Below are 14,419 nucleotides of genomic sequence, written 5' to 3'. Positions count from 1 at the left end.
GGCTTCGCCGAGCCCTCTCCCACTTCATGAGGCGAGGAACCTTGATCTTGCCGAGACGCCTCTCACCCCCCTCTCCCACGCTGGCCGTGGAACCTTGCATGGTGATGCGCACAGTAGGAGCGGGTGGCCGACGTCGGAAGGCCGCAGCAGAGCATGTTCGGTCCCGGGCGCACGCCGACGGGATCGGCTTCGGCATCCTCGCGCAACGCCAGATCAAGCGGCGCGCGGCAGCGGCCGAACAGGCAGTCGAGGAAGCGCATCGCCGCCACATGCGGCTGGCGGCCGGGGTTTTTCGCCGGAGGCGGCGCCGGGAGTTTGTAAAGATGCGCTTCGGATTTTTGGTGGGCGCTTGGGGCGAGCCAGGCGGGCGGAAGCGTGCGGGCGGTTTTGCGGGTTTTGGGCTTTTTGGCCTTGAGGAGGGCGCCGGCGGTGACATCGCCCGGCTCAAAGGGAACGCCATGGACCGCGGCGCCAGCGGGCCGGCCTCTGCCCTCCCGGGCATCTCCCCCGCAAGAAGGGAGATTGGCAGCCTCCGTGCTGGCGCCTTCCACCAATTCGACATATCTGGAAAGCGCCGCCGGCTCCGAAAGCGTCATCCCTCCAGCTATCGCGCTGCCCCGCCGGCCAGGACGATCGTGCCGCGCGTGCTTCCTCGGTCTGCCGCCGGCGCGGCCGCCTTTGGGATTGGCGAAGCCAATGGCGCTTAAGCCGGCATTGCGGTGGACGATGCCGATGATGGCGCTGCGCGAGACCGGAGCGCCGCGCAGCGCGCTGAAGCGGCCGGCGATGCGCGAAGCCGAAAGCCCCTCTTTCAGCAAGGCGGCGATCTCGCCGATTTCCTTTTCGGTGTAGGCAGCGGCCATGTCTCATTCCATTGATTGCGAAGCGCCGGGTTTCAGGCCAAGCGCCAGGGTTCGGCCGTCAGGCCGTTTGATGGTCAGGTCGGCGAAGGCGTTGAAGGTCAGTCGCCGCCTGGAGCGCTCAAGCGAAGGAGCGCGGCCTCGGCGGCGGTGCGGGTGAGCCCGGACACCGCACGGCCGGTCACCCTGTCGAACAGGATGACGGTGCCGTCCTCGGTGCGGATGCAGCTTGTGCCCGGATTGGGGGCCGGAGCCGGGGGAGGAGCGGCTCCGGCCTTTCCGGTGAACCGGGGTGCGGGCGGTTCGACCGGACCCGGGGCAAATGCCCCGGAACGCGCCCGGACCGGGGAGGAGGATGGTCCGGGCGATTGGAATTCGACAGGCGATTCGAACAGGGAAGACCGTTCGAATTGCAAAGACAGGGGCGCGTCGTTCATGCCGCCTCCCCTTGCTCGGCGGCTAAGGCGCCGATGCTCCGCCGGGAATCGACAAGCCCCGGGAGGCTCATGGGCGCCGGAATCACGGGCAGTGCGGAAATGCTTGCGGGATGCTCATTCATGCGCTAAGCGTACGTTATGTACGAAATACGCGCAAGCGAAATCGTACACTTTGGACGATTATTTTCAGGCATTTTGTACGATGATGGATTCCCGGCACAGATTGCAGCAGGCGCGCGCCCAGGCCGGCTATGCCTCGCCCAGCGATGCGGCCCGCGCCTTGCGCGACATCAACAAGAACACGCTGATCAGCCACGAGAACGGCAACAGGCCATTGTCGCGGAAAGCTGCCGAGAAATACGGCCGGCTGTTCGGCGTCGACCCCGGCTGGCTCTTGTTCAATGCCGACGGCGCGGAGGCGGCGCCGGTCAGCCTCGTCTCCTCGCCCGTCACCGTCGACGTGCCGATCGTGTCCTGGATCAGCGCCGGCGAGCTCGGCAGCCAGGACAGCGTCGTCAACCTCTCCGACTATCCGACCATCCCCGCCGCCGACCTCGAGGAAGGCGAATGGATCGCGCTCCGCGTCGACGGTCCGTCGATGAACAAGATCTCCCCGCCGGATTCGATCATCTTCGTCAATTTGCGCGACAAGCGGCTGGTGACTAATGGCTGCTACGTGATCGCCGACGAAACCGGACGCGCCACCTACAAGCGCTATCGCCCGAACGACAACCCGCCATTCCAGCCGGCCTCCTATCTCGACATTCCACCGCCGGAGCTGGAGGGGGCGATCACCATCATCGGGCGGGTAAAGCGGTCGATGATCGATATGTGAGCCAGCCTCCCTCCATGAGGAAACCTGCGCGGCACCGCAATTTGTGCCTGCAACCGCCATCGTTCAAATTGTACGAATCGTGCTTGATTGCTTTTCGTACATAAAGTACGATACTCCCTTCTTTTGAGGGGACTTGCTTGGACACCGCAAACCATGCCGCTTTCGCCGACCTCTCCCGCCCCTTGCTGTCGCCACTGCCGCTCGCCGAGCGCGAGCGTCTCGCCGGCGCCTGGCGCATGGCTAGCCAGGACATCGCCGACGACATCCGCTTCATCCGGCAATATCTGAAAGTGATCGCCGAGAAGGACGAGCGGCTTTCGACCGGCACGCTGGTGCATGGCCGCGCCTATGTCGAAGCTTGCGCGGCCTGGCTGCCGGAGACGGTGGCGCGGTATTCGCGCAATCTGAGGCTGATCAGCGAATGTGAAAGCGCGATGATCGCGGCGGGGGTAAGGTTTGCCCGATCGAGCGAGGCCTGGTGACCAGCCAATCGCACCGCTACAACCCTTCAGGCCACCCACCGAAAAATGCATCGTTTCACACAATTGCCAATTGGTGGACGCGCAAGAACGGCCGGTGGTTAATTCCTCTCGGGCGAAGGAGGGTAAAGCCGCACACCAGGGAGGAATTCGTTTTGATGGACCAGCACATCGACATCGGCGCACAGCCCGACGATCAACCCTACGAAGTCACCTCATTCGCCCGGAAGCACGGCCTGACCATCCCCGTCGCGGACGCGGTCCTTTTCGCCAAGGGTCCGTCGCCATCGCGGGCCGCCTGCGACACGGCCGCGCTGGCTTTCCTGTGCGCAGTCGCGCGATACGCCGGAAAGCAAGGGAGGCGATAGCCTCCCTACCAGCTGAACCGCAGCCCCGCGCTGCCGATACAGGTCGCCGCAAATCGACTGTCAGGAATGGAAGGGCGCGACACAACCGCCCTTCACCTTCCGCGGATCGAATGAGGCTTCGCGGCGGCGCGGCCGCCGGAGATCAGGCCTTGGCCTTCGGTTTGGGCGCCTTTGCCTTGACGGGAGCCTTGGCTTTGGCCTTCTCGACCTTGGCGGAGGCCTTCGTCGGACCCTTCGCCTTCGTCTTGCCCGCCGCATCGATCTCGGCGGTCGCCCGGTCCCAGTGCTCGAGATGCGCGCCTTCAGGCCGGCCGGCCTGCTCCCAAATCTCGTGCGCCCGCTGGCGAATGCGTTCGTGCCTGTCGTCCGTCACTGTCGCCTCCTGATGTTGGGACGGTTCCCCGGCGCGAATATTAGCCGAATTTTCGCGCGGCGTCTTCGCTATCACACATGGAGGCGAGCGAGTTTGAAGGCAATTTCGCTCAGCGTCCGTCGACGACCACCGCGACACCCAGATGCGCTGCCTTCTTTGTAATCAGTCCGGCCAAATCCGCGTCAGAGCGGTCGGTTCCCGTGCGTTGGCGCAGCAGGGAAATGGCCTCCCGCATCGACAGCAGGCCGGTCCTATGCTCGGCCAGCAGCTTGTCGACTTGGCGTGCGATGTCAGGCGATTCGACGTGTGGATGATGCATGGCAACGACTCCTTCCGCTTCGTTGCCTCCCAAACCGCTACCCATTCTATGCGGTAAGCCCGGATGCGAGAAGAGCCCGATCCTTCAGTGCGAGGATCGGGCTCTTGAGGGTCAGGTATTACTGGATCACCTGAACAACGCGGCGCGTGCCGGGATCGATCAGCACCGTGTGGTCGTTGACGACCGCATACCGGTACTTCACGTCCGGAACCTCCTGCAGTTCGACCGTGTCCGGCACGGTCGAGCCGACGCCGAGCTCAAGACCAAGCACGTTGACCGAGGCGATCGGGTGCTTGTGGACATACTCCTTGACCACGGTCTGCTGCTCGGGGTGACGATCACCTCGTCCGCGGCCGCTATGCCGATACCGGCCATCAGTGCCACGCCGGCGACAGCTGGAATGAGGGTGGTTTTCATCGTTTCTCTCCTGTTGCGTTAGCGAACTCCACCCTGCCTCCGCGAGAGCGGAAACACCGGCAGGTCGAACGTTGGAGCTCCCGGGGCAAACGCCCTCGGCAAGGTGTTGTTCCGTCAGCGGCGACTAATTGATTTGGCGGAACCTTTGCATCGGCCGAGCATTGGAAGGCATTGAAACTTCCCAATACTTTGAAATCCATAGGGCGGCGGTGCATGCAAAAAGGTTCCATCAGAAGCGACATCGAACTTCGAACCCCGGTGGCGATCGCCGTCGGCGCCGGTTTCAAGCGCCAGATCACTTCGCTGACGGCGATGCAGAATTTTCTCAAGGAGTGGCCGCCGGCAGAGCGCGACGAGAGCTATGTGATGGCCTTGCGCGCCTGCGAGGCGGCGCGGGGCGGAGAGATCGATCTCGACAAAGCGCGGCAGGCATTCCTCATCTTTGCGAAGAAGGCGGGGATCGAGTGGACCGGCGCCGATCCGGTCGTGATGCTACGCGAAGCAAAGATCCGGCGCAGCCGGGCGCGCGAAAGCCGGGCGCAGAACCGACACGTGCCTGGATAGACCTTCGCCAGACGAGGCGGGCCAAGACGTTCTTGAGACCATCGAATGAGTGAAACGTCGTCGGTTGTGTGACACCACAAACCATACGCCTGCGGACCGCCGCCTCGCCGGGTGGCGGTCGCGCGCCCCTGAGTTGGATTTCGGTGCTGATGGCCGCTGTCAGGTCGGCGTCGATTCGCCCGGCGCCTCGGTGACGAAGGACGCGGCGATTAGATCATCCGCCTCAATGCGTAGGGAGCCCTCGCCACCTCCCATAATGGCCGCGACTTTCTGAAAGGCCTTCATCTCATGCTCGGTAATCCGGGCGTCCCGCATCCTGGCTTTGAGATCGGCGACGCGCATCCCGAGGGAACGGGATGTTCCGACTTCTCGTTTCGACATGTTCGTCAAACTCCTCCTCGACCCGCCCATATCCGTTCGCCACCGCCCGAATCCTCACGCTGCCATTGATTTGTGTTGTCTATGAGACAGCGTGGACCCAGAGCCGCTAACTCAGGCGCAACGGGAAGGTTCCGTTAGCACATGGTAACAAAATAATAATCGGTTAATGGCCCGCCGCCAGAACCGGCGACGAGCCATCCGATTCGGCGCGTTATCGATTAATCGAGCACCTTGACGATCTTGCGTGTACCGGGATCGACGATAACCGTCTGGTTGTCGACGACAACATACCGGTATTTCACATTGGGAACCTCGTGCAGTTCGACCGTGTCGGGAAGCGTGCTGCCGACGCTGAGCTTGACGCCGGGGACCTCGACCGAAGCCAGTGGCTGCTTATGCACGTATTCCTTGATAACCGTTTCCTGCTCCGGCGCGATGACGACATCCTGCGCGGCAGCCGCGCCAATGCCGGCAAGAAGCAGCAAGCCGGCGGCGGCGGAGGTGAAGTGCATTTTCATTGTTCGTCTCTCCTATGTGGATTGGACCAAATCGCCTTGATGCTGCGCCTGCGATTTTCCACAGCGGGTCGGCAGTGTCGTAACGTCAATCGACCAGCGTTGTTCCTGCAAAATTTTGGGTCGGCACCGGCAAAGTTACTCTCGCCGAGTTCCGCGAAATGGTCCTCTCCGCCGTCGCAACAATTTCGGAACAATGCTTTTCGGGCGGGGTTTTCTCAGCGAAGGGACCGAACTTTCCGAGGAGAAATCCAATGAAACACCTGCTTATCACGAGCATGATCGCGCTCGGCGTCGGTTGCGGCGCCGCGATGGCGCAAACCGAATCCGCACAGCCGAGCGGCGGCGACAACAATTGCGCGGCCGGCACGGCCGATTGCCAGAAGGGCGGCAAGGCCGGCGGGCAGGCGCAGGGCGAGATGAAATCGAAAACCGAGATGAACGCCCAGGGCAAGGCCGGCGCCAACACCGAAGAGCAGGCCCAGGGCAAGGCCAAGATGAAGACCGACGAGCAGGCCCAGGGTCAGACCGGCACCGGTACCGATCAAAACGCCCAGGACAATACACAGCTGAAGAAGAAACAGGCACAGGGCAAGACCGGCACCACGGAGCAGAACGCTCAGGGCAACACCAAGATGCAGACTGAGCAGAACGCCCAGGGCAAGACCGGCACGACCGAGCAGAATGCCCAGAACAAGACCAAGACCCAGACCGATCAGCAGGCGCAGGGTAAGACTGGCACCACTGAGCAGAATGCTCAGGGCGGCAATACCAAGATGCAGACCCAGCAGAACGCGCAGGGCAAGACCGGCACAACCACCGAGCAGAATGCTCAGGGCAATACCAAGATGCAGACCGAGCAGAATGCCCAGGGCAACACCAATGTCGAGACAGACCAGAACAAGACGGCCTCGATCAACAACGTGACGGTGGAGCAGAAGACACAGATCACGCAGGTCATTCATGAGACCCATGTCGAGCCGGTTCGCGACGTCAGCTTCGACGTCTCGGTCGGCGTCGAGGTGCCGCGCCACAAGGTGCGTCTGCATCGTCTGCCGGCCCGTATCGTCAAGATCGTTCCGGCCTATGAGAACTATGAGTATTTCGTGTTGGCCGATGGACGCATCGTCATCGTCGACCCGGACACCTACAAGATCGTAGTGGTCCTGAGCTGATCCGGCCAGCTTAGCTGACAAGGGCCCGCCTAGCTGGCGGGCCTTTCTTACGTGGGGAGACACCCGAACACGCCGGCATCCGCTTGTACATGCGCATCAGATGCAGCCGCCTGGGAACGATCGACGCAATTCCCGGTTGTTTCAACGGAGGTCCTGCATCTGTCGTCCTATCCAGGGTCGGACGAAAGGGCGACGGGCCAGCCGGTAGGTCGTTCAAGCTTGCGGTCCACCTGGAAAAGGTGCATGGGTCGAGATGGGTAGAGACATGGGCGAGATCGCCGATGGCCGAACGTGGTCGCGGCGCTCGATTGGGCAAATGTATTTTCCGCAGTTTCTTGTGGGAATGGTGGCAACGCTTCTGGTCATCCTCGGCTGGACCTTCATGTCCACGGGATCCGTCTGGATGGCGATCGGTTGGACATTCCTGGCGGCCGTGGTTCTGCAGGCCGGCTATTTCGTGGCCGTGCTCTGGCTCGTGCATGGCGAAACCCGCGTGACCGACGAAGGCAAGACGGATGCAAGCTCGGCGCCTGTGAAGATTCCCGGCCCGTTCGAACGCGACGGCATCGTTCACGCCCTCATCTTGCGGCTGTTCCCGAAATTGCTTCCCTGATCGCTTTGCGTGGCATTTCGCGGACGAGCCGCGAAACCATCGGCTTCCTTTTTTGGAAAGGTGGCCGCGGTGCAATGGCCCGACATGGTGCATTCCTCTGCTCGAAAATGCAGCAGCCAAGCTACGCCTCGGCGTTCGGGCGCAATCAAATTTCGCATCTGTGCCGGCGGGCCGCCTTCAACGGGTTACCACGGGCGCAACCAACCCCGGCTCTTCCTTGATCGGGGTTGGAGCCCGCCCGCCTGAATCCGTGCCCGGTTCCCCAGCTAGCCTAGCGCGCGGTAGCTGGTGAGGCCGAGCGAACCGTCTCCGGCGACGAGAAGACGACGAAGCCAAAGACCAGCACTGCAGCGGCAACGATCAGCGAGCCTATCGCCACGACCGGCTCGATCTCCGGATGGCCTGCCGCCAGCATCCAGTAGAGCGCAGGCAGCATGATGACGAGGCCGACCGTGTAGAGGCCGTAATGGATCATGGCGATGCGGCGTTCCGCCTTGGCTGGGTTGAGCGCATAATAGCCGCCGAAGATGGCGCTGGTGACCCAGCCAAGAAGGTTGATGTGAGCATGCGCCGGGAAGGCGCCGTGATCACCCGAAATCGCCATCTGCAGCCCGGCGGCGATGCCCAGGATGAGAAAGACGATGGCCGTCTTGAAGAAAAGCTCCGAAACCCGTGGCATTTTGCTGTCCTCCCAATGCCTCTGTAAAACCCGACTCTGCCAAGTCTACATCTTGCAAGCCATATTAGCCATGGCGCACCTAAGTCGGTGCCGCTTTCGGGCGAAAGCCGCGAGGTAGGCGAGCGGAGTTCCGCCAAAAAATGGCTCGCCCCTTTCGAGGCGAGCCAAAAGGGAGCCGGGCTTGAGATCGGCTCCCATCCAGGTTGCCACCTGAATTTCAAACATAGCTAACGTAGCAGAATGCCGGATTTATTCCACCGGCCGCAGCGGTTCGGGCCGGCCCGGCGGCGCCTTGCAAGCGCGCGGCATTTGGGCAATGCTTGGATCGGGGGTGGTTTCCGTAATTTCGGAAGCACGATTACATGTTCATCGATTACTACGAACTTCTGGAAATAAGCCCGAACGCCAATTCTGAGACCATCGAGCGGATCTTCCGCTACTTTGCCATGCGCTACCATCCCGACAATCGGGAAACCGGCAATGAATCGCGTTTCAGCGAAATCGTGGAAGCCCACAATACGCTTCGTGATCCAGTCAAACGGGCACAGTACGACATTCTTTATCGCGAGCATCTTGGCCTTCGTCACGAACTCACGGAAGGAGCGCGCGACGGTGGCGGCATGGAAAGGGACAGCGTCATCCAAGCCAATCTACTGTCGCTTCTCTATGTGAGGCGCCGGCGGGACGTCAACAATCCGGGCATCGGCGACGAAGAGCTCGAGCGCTTGTCGGGCTGCCCTCGCGAGCACCTGGAATTCCATCTGTGGTACCTCAAGGCGAAGGGCTTCATCGGCAGAACCGAGAACGGAACGTTCGCCATCACCGTCGAAGGCATCGATCATGCCGGGGCCAAGCACAATACGGGTCGTACCGACGCCACCCGCCTTCTCGATCACGCCGATTAGAGCATTTCACCGTTTCACAGAAAGCGGTGAAATGCTCTATCTCCTTGTTTTTACGCAATTCCGGACGGAAAACCGCTCAGCACTTTTCCTGGAATTGCTCTGGGCCGATCATCAAAAGCCCGCCTACTGGTGCCTGAACCAGTGGCGGGCTCGATGAAGGGACAGCTACATCCCCGAGGAATCGACTGTCGTCTTCTCAGCTCCCCATCTCTGGGCTCGGCTCGCCGGGGGGCGGCGGAGTCTAAGCCATGCACCATGGCGGGCAAGAACAGGGAGCGCAGGGGTACACTGGCGTTATGCTTCACCGAACACAAGGTGACTGAGGTCCGACGCGCCAACGCATTGGGCCGGCGCCGACCCGTCTAGGGCTAGGGTGTCCCGTCAAGGTTTGAGGCAATCGCGTCGGCTGGCGGCCCGACTATCAAAAGTTGTTGCCGGCCTGTCATGCTACCGATAAGTATGTCGGAATACGATATTTTTTGCGGGCGACTTCAGGGACACCCGAACATCCGCCCGCCAGGCCGGCATATTCATCGTCCAAGAAAGCACCGGCCATTCGTCAAAACAGGTGGCAACCTGTTGCGGGAACCGACACCCAACAATGCGGCTCCCGCTTGGCTCGCCTCAGGCTGAGGCGAGCCACTTTTCTTTCGGCGTCCCAAAAGTGCGGCCGCATACAAAAAGCCGCCGGGCGAGGCCCGGCGGCGTCTTCGTTCACCCTCTGGGCGGTTCGGCCGGCCTTATGGGGTCGTTGTCGTCGATGTGGTCGTCGTCGCCGTGGCGGCGGCAGCGGCGTCGATCTTGCCCCCCAGCGTATCCTTCGCCCAGGCTGTGACGTCGGCGTCGACCGGTTTGTTGGCCATGTCGGCGAGAGCCGTATCCAGGGAGGCGTCAGTGGGAGGCGGCGTATTTTGTGCCGTGGTCTCAGCAGCGGCGAGCGCATCCTGTGCCTCGGTCAGCGCGGTTTGCGCATCAGCGAGCTGCTGAGCAGTGGGGACCTGGTCGGGCGGGGTCGTGGAATCGTTCGCAAGGGCGTTCAGCGCGTCGAGCTTGGCCTGAGCGTCATCCACTGCCTTCTGAGCAGCATCAACCGCGGCCTGCGCGTTCTGGGCCGCCGCGGCCTGCGTCACGTAAGCCTGAATGCCGGCGAACTTCTTGCTCTTGGAATTCATGTAGGCGTTGATGTTGCGCTTCAGCGAGTTCAGCCGGCCGAGCTTGGCATGGATGTTCTTTTCCTTGGGCGTAGCGGCCGTGGTGGTGTCATCGGTCGTTGTCGTCGCGGTGTCGGTCGAGCTGTCGTCCGACGCGCTGTCGGTGCCCTTGTTGTGGCCGGGCGCCGAGGCCGACTTACCGTGCGAGGCACCGCTGTTGCCCTTACCGCCGGCATTGCCGCCGCCGTTTCCGTTGCCGCCATTGCCGTTGCCGCCACCGTGGCTGCCGCCATTGCCGTGGCCGCCGCCATTACCGCCACCGGCGGCTAGCGCGGGGGCCGCGGCGAGCGCGAGAATGGCAAGGGATGCCAGGAGTGTCTTTCGCAATGTCATTATGCTTCTCCGCAGATGAATCGTCGCATACATGGCCCAACCGCTAGGCAGCCTCTTATGAGAATTTCCTAATGGCGTCGGATAAACTTTAAGCAATTACGGTCGCGAAATGAGAGCATGGCGGCGGCCCACCGGGAATTCCCACAAAAAACACCTTTAACCTATTGAAAACAAACGGAAATACAAAGGGCCGAGAGCCCTTGGGCCGTTTGGAACAATGAGGGCCCTCGTCCCGCCGGACCATGGTCCAACGACGTTTCCCGACCCGCGCATGTCGAGAGCGGCCATGTCCAGTCGCGCAGGAATCCAGTCGGTTCGTCGCGGCTGGACCGGTCCGGGGCCGATCCTCTAGCCGCTGACCAGCGGCACGGTCACCGAGGTGGTGTAGCTGATCGGAAAATTGCTGAAATAGGGGAAGCTGATGACGAAGGCATAGCTGGCGTTGACATGGGCCATGGTGAAGCCGCCGCTGGGCGGATCGGTGGTGATGGTGACGTTCACATTCTGCAGGCCCAGCGCCTGCAATTTCTGCGTCGCGACCGCCTGGATGTCGGCCTGCGTCAGCGTGTTGTTGAGCTGCAGGGAGCGCGCGGAGGCTTCGAGCGCATAGCGCACACTGGATATGCTGTTCATCGACCAGCCAAAGGCGAAGATGCCGAACAGGAGCATGATGAGAAAAGGCGCGACCAGCGCGAATTCGAGACCGGCGCCGCCGGATTCATCGCTGACAAATGCCCGGGGTCTTTGCCTAGCGGACACGAACCACCTGCAGATGCCCAATGACGGTATTGTCCGGATAGGGACCGAAAGTAAAGGGCGGGATCCAGGTGCCGGATGCCTGGATCTGGACGAACACCGAGGGCACTTTTGGCCCGCTGCAGATGGTGGTCGACGTGACCACGGTCGTTCCGCACCGATAGATGCGGCTGACCGTGACCGCGGCGTCGGCCGGCTTATGCTCCCAGCTCGCCAGCGCGGCGGCCTGGGTGGCGCTATCGTCGGCGCCGCCCGCCATAACGAGGTTTGCCGCGGTCTTAACCCCCGCCCGCATGGCGAGCGAGCTTGAGACATAAGACCAGCCGTCCACAACACCCAGAAGAGCCGCGCACAGCACCGGCATCACCAGCGCGAGCTCAACCGCGGCGATGCCGGCGCAGTCCCTGCCGAAACGGATTGCGGGAAGCCTCATGGCCGCTACTCGACGACCGCGACCGACTGGGCGGCCGGAATGTCCTTCATCCCCAGGCTCGAGCAGTCCTGGTTGATAGTCGAATTGCCCGACCACTGGATGGTATCCGCAACCACCTGGGTGCAGCCGTTCTTACCCGAGAAATTGCCGAGGTAGTTGACCTGCTGCCTGGGGAAATAGATGGCGCCGGTCAGAAGCGAGCTCGCGGTGCCATTGAAGGTGCTCTGTGCAGCCGTTCCAGTCCTGTCGCCATAGAACAGCACGCCGGAATAGGTGCCCGAGGTCGGCGCGCTCAGCGTCACGGTGGCGTTGCCGTTGATGCTGACGGTCGAGCTGCCGGACATGAAGATGGTGACGCCGCTGCCGGAGATGTTGGCATTGGCGTTTATCTTCAGGTTGCCCTGCACGACATAGACGCCGGGATCGAGCGTGACATTGCCGCTCAAGTTCATGCCGCTGCAATAAGTGCCCGGCTTCAGCGCCGATTTGTTGTCGTTCTGGCAAGGATTGGTAGCGGCGGGCGCAGGGAGACTGGCAAAGGGGTCGGCGGCCGGCAGAGCCTGGGTGATCGGGGCCTTGCAGACCATCGTCGGCGGATTGTTCAGCACCACGCCGCCGACGGTGATCAAACAGTCGGTCTGCACCGCCGCCGAGCCCTGGATCTTGATGGCGTCGGACGCGCTCGAATTTGCCATGTCAACGCAGCCGATTTTCTTCGCGGTGGTGTTGCCGGAGAAAAGCAGCGCCTGCGAGGCCGTGAGGCTGAGAGCTATGTCGCAGGCCTTGGAAGCGTCAGTGATCAGCGCCACCGCCCTCGCCCGCTCGGGCACCTTTGTCTGCGTGAAAATGGAGGTGAACATCCGGTCGAGATTCTGGTTGAGGATTACCTCGACCGCCTTCTTGGCCGTGTTCGGTCCTGATGCCGGCGGCGTGTTGACGACGATCGTGCCTGCGCCCAGGCCGTTCGAGGCAGCCGATGACGTGGCGGCGGCGGCGATGGCATCGGTGTTGGATCCGGCGATCTTCTCCAGCGCGCCGGCATAGGCGGCGGCGTCAGCGATCGCCTGCAGCTTCAGGCTCGAATAGTACCAGTACGAGGTCTCGACGCCGAGCCCCGCGCCGCCGACGACGACCGGCAGGGTGAGCGCGAAGATGGTGGCGACATTGCCGCCCTTGCCTTCGCCAAAGCGTCGAAAAAAATGTCGAGAAAAAACATGTCTGAAAAAACGACCCGAAAAGGCCATGGCCGACCGCGCCCAAGCTATCCCAGCCGTCACGTCATCATTGCGATGTGAACGAATGCCTAATTATTTCGCTCGATTTGCGCCGATGGGACTCCAGCGTTCCACTGTCCCCACCTTACGCCGCACAGACTAAGACCTAAGGCCTAAGACATATCGGACTTAAGGCATAAGCATCTGTAAAAGCTAATGCTTTAGCACTTTCTGCATTTTAACTTTTTTGCAAATCGCTCGTTGAGACCGCGCGCATATCAAATACCGCATATCGGCGAGGATGGGCTCCATGTGGGGACGTTTTTTGGCATCGAGGCGCGGCAACTTCGCGATCGCGGCCGCGGTCGCCATGGTGCCGCTCATGCTTGGCGTGGCGGCGTCCGTCGACCTGATAGGCACGAGCGACGACGCCGCGCAGTTGCAGAACTCACTGGACGCGGCCGGCCTGGCGATCGGTACGAAATACCAGGCGAGCATGTCGGCAAGCGACGTGCAGCAACTCGGCCAGACCTTCTTCGCGGCCAATATGAGCGCAGCCGACGCGCAGGAGCTATCGGGCAGCCTCGGCGCGTTCCAGGCAAGCGCAAGCGGCGATCCGGGCGCCTATTTCATTTCGCTGTCGTCGAGCATCAGCCGACCGGCGTTCATCAGCGGCATGCCGGCTTGGCAGGCGACGCGCAGCGCTTCGGTCAAGCTCAAGCCCGGTGCGCAAGCCTGCGTGCTCGCGCTCGATCAGCACGCCGACGGCGCGGTCAGCCTGCAAGGCTCGACTGACGTGGCGATGAACGGCTGCGTGATCGCGGCCAATTCGGACGCCCCCGACGCCGTCAACCGCGGAGGCTCGGCGATCGTCAGCGCCGGCTGCGTCTCGACGGTCGGCCGCACGCAAGGGCTGACGCCGCCCAACGCCACGCTTTCCTGCGGCGCGCCGCACGAGAACCAGTATGCTTCGTTCGATCCGCTGGCCGATGTCGTTCCGCCTGCCTACACGCTCTGCCTGCCGGTTCCCAACGGCAAAACGGTGACGCTCTCGCCGGGCACCTATTGCGACAAGACCTTGTCGGGAAAGATCACCCTCAATCCGGGCACCTACATCATGCGCAACGTCACCATAAAGCCCGGTGGCAACGGCAGCCTGAGCGGCCAAGGCGTGACAATCTTCCTGATGGAGAACTCGCAGCTTACCATCAACGCCAACGAGCAGGTGAACCTCTCGCCGCCGACGAGCGGTCCTTACGCCGGCATCACCATCTTCCAAGCGCATGGCAACACTCAGCCCCTGCTGCTCAACGGCGGATCCGGCTCGGTGGTGAGCGGCTTCATCTACGCTCCGGACGCCGCCATCACCTACACCGGAAATTCGGATGTGAACGCCCAGGGCAGTTGCCTGCGGCTGGTCGGCGATACGGTCGCGATGATAGGGAACTCAGCCGTAAAGTCCGATTGCACGGCCGAACTCGGGGGCCGAGCGGCGTATGCGGGCCGGATGATCACCCTAGCGAAATGAGCACCAATCTCCCGGCTGGAGGAG

At 62.2% G+C, this 14,419-nt stretch carries 19 protein-coding genes and 1 pseudogene; 8 read left to right on the top strand and 12 right to left on the bottom strand.

Annotated features, from left to right (window positions below; genetic code table 11):
• Positions 1-62: 62 nt before the first annotated feature.
• Together MJ8_RS12850 and MJ8_RS12845 are read right to left on the bottom strand one after the other, a co-directional pair.
• Entirely contained in the window at positions 63-863 is an 801-nt protein-coding gene (locus MJ8_RS12850) for a GcrA cell cycle regulator (protein WP_201414710.1), read from the bottom strand.
• A gap of 98 nt (positions 864-961) precedes the next feature.
• Positions 962-1,297: a hypothetical protein gene (locus MJ8_RS12845; RefSeq protein ID WP_201414709.1), complete on the bottom strand. Its 336-nt coding sequence runs from the start codon at positions 1,295-1,297 to the stop codon at positions 962-964.
• Positions 1,298-1,499: 202 nt separating this feature from the next.
• Between MJ8_RS12845 and MJ8_RS12840 the strand changes: the two genes are divergently transcribed.
• The 3 genes from MJ8_RS12840 (at position 1,500) to MJ8_RS12830 (ending at position 2,979) form a co-directional block, all read left to right on the top strand.
• A complete protein-coding gene (locus tag MJ8_RS12840; protein WP_201414708.1) occupies positions 1,500-2,132 on the top strand; it encodes a helix-turn-helix transcriptional regulator in 633 nt (210 codons plus the stop codon).
• Positions 2,133-2,269: 137 nt separating this feature from the next.
• On the top strand, positions 2,270-2,614 hold the full coding sequence (locus MJ8_RS12835) for a hypothetical protein (protein ID WP_201414707.1): 345 nt from the start codon (positions 2,270-2,272) through the stop codon (positions 2,612-2,614).
• A 155-nt stretch (positions 2,615-2,769) separates the two neighbouring features.
• Positions 2,770-2,979, top strand: coding sequence for a hypothetical protein (locus MJ8_RS12830; RefSeq protein WP_201414706.1), 210 nt, complete (start codon positions 2,770-2,772; stop codon positions 2,977-2,979).
• Between the two features lie 142 nt (positions 2,980-3,121).
• Here the strand turns inward: MJ8_RS12830 and MJ8_RS12825 are convergent, their stop codons facing one another.
• From MJ8_RS12825 to MJ8_RS12815, 3 genes and pseudogenes are all read right to left on the bottom strand, one after another.
• Entirely contained in the window at positions 3,122-3,352 is a 231-nt protein-coding gene (locus tag MJ8_RS12825) for a DUF2934 domain-containing protein (protein WP_201414705.1), read from the bottom strand.
• A 109-nt stretch (positions 3,353-3,461) separates the two neighbouring features.
• Complete coding sequence (locus MJ8_RS12820) at positions 3,462-3,671, bottom strand: hypothetical protein (protein WP_201414704.1); 210 nt, start codon at positions 3,669-3,671, stop codon at positions 3,462-3,464.
• 118 nt (positions 3,672-3,789) lie between these two features.
• Positions 3,790-4,088: pseudogene (locus MJ8_RS12815) on the bottom strand (DUF1236 domain-containing protein).
• Positions 4,089-4,259: 171 nt separating this feature from the next.
• On the opposite strand from MJ8_RS12815, the gene MJ8_RS12810 reads away from it, so the two are divergent.
• Positions 4,260-4,652 (top strand): DUF982 domain-containing protein, encoded by a 393-nt coding sequence (locus MJ8_RS12810; RefSeq protein ID WP_225248239.1) that lies wholly within the window; start codon positions 4,260-4,262, stop codon positions 4,650-4,652.
• A 159-nt stretch (positions 4,653-4,811) separates the two neighbouring features.
• Here the strand turns inward: MJ8_RS12810 and MJ8_RS12805 are convergent, their stop codons facing one another.
• Both MJ8_RS12805 and MJ8_RS12800 read right to left on the bottom strand, forming a co-directional pair.
• On the bottom strand, positions 4,812-5,033 hold the full coding sequence (locus tag MJ8_RS12805; protein ID WP_201414703.1) for a hypothetical protein: 222 nt from the start codon (positions 5,031-5,033) through the stop codon (positions 4,812-4,814).
• 218 nt (positions 5,034-5,251) lie between these two features.
• Positions 5,252-5,551: a DUF1236 domain-containing protein gene (locus MJ8_RS12800; protein ID WP_201414702.1), complete on the bottom strand. Its 300-nt coding sequence runs from the start codon at positions 5,549-5,551 to the stop codon at positions 5,252-5,254.
• Positions 5,552-5,802: 251 nt separating this feature from the next.
• Between MJ8_RS12800 and MJ8_RS12795 the strand changes: the two genes are divergently transcribed.
• Both MJ8_RS12795 and MJ8_RS12790 read left to right on the top strand, forming a co-directional pair.
• Complete coding sequence (locus MJ8_RS12795) at positions 5,803-6,723, top strand: DUF1236 domain-containing protein (protein ID WP_201414701.1); 921 nt, start codon at positions 5,803-5,805, stop codon at positions 6,721-6,723.
• Positions 6,724-6,988: 265 nt separating this feature from the next.
• On the top strand, positions 6,989-7,336 hold the full coding sequence (locus MJ8_RS12790; protein ID WP_225248238.1) for an exopolysaccharide production repressor protein: 348 nt from the start codon (positions 6,989-6,991) through the stop codon (positions 7,334-7,336).
• A 271-nt stretch (positions 7,337-7,607) separates the two neighbouring features.
• Here the strand turns inward: MJ8_RS12790 and MJ8_RS12785 are convergent, their stop codons facing one another.
• On the bottom strand, positions 7,608-8,015 hold the full coding sequence (locus MJ8_RS12785) for a hypothetical protein (protein ID WP_201414700.1): 408 nt from the start codon (positions 8,013-8,015) through the stop codon (positions 7,608-7,610).
• 362 nt (positions 8,016-8,377) lie between these two features.
• Between MJ8_RS12785 and MJ8_RS12780 the strand changes: the two genes are divergently transcribed.
• Entirely contained in the window at positions 8,378-8,920 is a 543-nt protein-coding gene (locus tag MJ8_RS12780) for a DnaJ domain-containing protein (protein ID WP_201414699.1), read from the top strand.
• A 740-nt stretch (positions 8,921-9,660) separates the two neighbouring features.
• Here MJ8_RS12780 and MJ8_RS12775 read toward each other — a convergent pair.
• The 4 genes from MJ8_RS12775 to MJ8_RS12760 form a co-directional block, all read right to left on the bottom strand.
• Positions 9,661-10,464, bottom strand: a complete 804-nt coding sequence (locus tag MJ8_RS12775) for a hypothetical protein (protein ID WP_201414698.1) — start codon at positions 10,462-10,464, stop codon at positions 9,661-9,663.
• A gap of 348 nt (positions 10,465-10,812) precedes the next feature.
• Complete coding sequence (locus tag MJ8_RS12770; protein ID WP_201414697.1) at positions 10,813-11,223, bottom strand: TadE/TadG family type IV pilus assembly protein; 411 nt, start codon at positions 11,221-11,223, stop codon at positions 10,813-10,815.
• On the bottom strand, positions 11,213-11,653 hold the full coding sequence (locus MJ8_RS12765) for a TadE/TadG family type IV pilus assembly protein (protein WP_201414696.1): 441 nt from the start codon (positions 11,651-11,653) through the stop codon (positions 11,213-11,215). The genes MJ8_RS12770 and MJ8_RS12765 overlap by 11 nt, the downstream gene beginning before the upstream one ends.
• 5 nt (positions 11,654-11,658) lie before the next feature.
• On the bottom strand, positions 11,659-12,897 hold the full coding sequence (locus MJ8_RS12760; RefSeq protein ID WP_201414695.1) for a pilus assembly protein TadG-related protein: 1,239 nt from the start codon (positions 12,895-12,897) through the stop codon (positions 11,659-11,661).
• A gap of 280 nt (positions 12,898-13,177) precedes the next feature.
• Here MJ8_RS12760 and MJ8_RS12755 point away from each other — a divergent pair, with 280 nt between their 5' ends.
• A complete protein-coding gene (locus MJ8_RS12755; RefSeq protein ID WP_318528211.1) occupies positions 13,178-14,395 on the top strand; it encodes a TadE/TadG family type IV pilus assembly protein in 1,218 nt (405 codons plus the stop codon).
• The last annotated feature ends 24 nt before the right edge of the window (positions 14,396-14,419 follow it).

This window comes from Mesorhizobium sp. J8 (assembly GCF_016591715.1).
GTDB lineage: Bacteria > Pseudomonadota > Alphaproteobacteria > Rhizobiales > Rhizobiaceae > Mesorhizobium.
Note: the sequence above shows the minus strand (reverse complement) of the source record. Positions and strands in the feature narration are given on the sequence as shown.

What these genes read in the sequence shown, in the direction of transcription:
- MJ8_RS12785 (WP_201414700.1), bottom strand. Translation starts at nt 8,015, where the DNA reads ATGCCACGGGTTTCGGAGCTTTTCTTCAAGACGGCCATCGTCTTTCTC.
- MJ8_RS12760 (WP_201414695.1), bottom strand. Translation starts at nt 12,897, where the DNA reads ATGGCCTTTTCGGGTCGTTTTTTCAGACATGTTTTTTCTCGACATTTT.
- MJ8_RS12850 (WP_201414710.1), bottom strand. Translation starts at nt 863, where the DNA reads ATGGCCGCTGCCTACACCGAAAAGGAAATCGGCGAGATCGCCGCCTTG.
- MJ8_RS12790 (WP_225248238.1), top strand. Translation starts at nt 6,989, where the DNA reads ATGGGCGAGATCGCCGATGGCCGAACGTGGTCGCGGCGCTCGATTGGG.
- MJ8_RS12805 (WP_201414703.1), bottom strand. Translation starts at nt 5,033, where the DNA reads ATGTCGAAACGAGAAGTCGGAACATCCCGTTCCCTCGGGATGCGCGTC.
- MJ8_RS12780 (WP_201414699.1), top strand. Translation starts at nt 8,378, where the DNA reads ATGTTCATCGATTACTACGAACTTCTGGAAATAAGCCCGAACGCCAAT.
- MJ8_RS12800 (WP_201414702.1), bottom strand. Translation starts at nt 5,551, where the DNA reads ATGAAAATGCACTTCACCTCCGCCGCCGCCGGCTTGCTGCTTCTTGCC.
- MJ8_RS12820 (WP_201414704.1), bottom strand. Translation starts at nt 3,671, where the DNA reads ATGCATCATCCACACGTCGAATCGCCTGACATCGCACGCCAAGTCGAC.
- MJ8_RS12775 (WP_201414698.1), bottom strand. Translation starts at nt 10,464, where the DNA reads ATGACATTGCGAAAGACACTCCTGGCATCCCTTGCCATTCTCGCGCTC.
- MJ8_RS12840 (WP_201414708.1), top strand. Translation starts at nt 1,500, where the DNA reads ATGATGGATTCCCGGCACAGATTGCAGCAGGCGCGCGCCCAGGCCGGC.
- MJ8_RS12765 (WP_201414696.1), bottom strand. Translation starts at nt 11,653, where the DNA reads ATGAGGCTTCCCGCAATCCGTTTCGGCAGGGACTGCGCCGGCATCGCC.
- MJ8_RS12755 (WP_318528211.1), top strand. Translation starts at nt 13,178, where the DNA reads ATGTGGGGACGTTTTTTGGCATCGAGGCGCGGCAACTTCGCGATCGCG.
- MJ8_RS12795 (WP_201414701.1), top strand. Translation starts at nt 5,803, where the DNA reads ATGAAACACCTGCTTATCACGAGCATGATCGCGCTCGGCGTCGGTTGC.
- MJ8_RS12830 (WP_201414706.1), top strand. Translation starts at nt 2,770, where the DNA reads ATGGACCAGCACATCGACATCGGCGCACAGCCCGACGATCAACCCTAC.
- MJ8_RS12845 (WP_201414709.1), bottom strand. Translation starts at nt 1,297, where the DNA reads ATGAACGACGCGCCCCTGTCTTTGCAATTCGAACGGTCTTCCCTGTTC.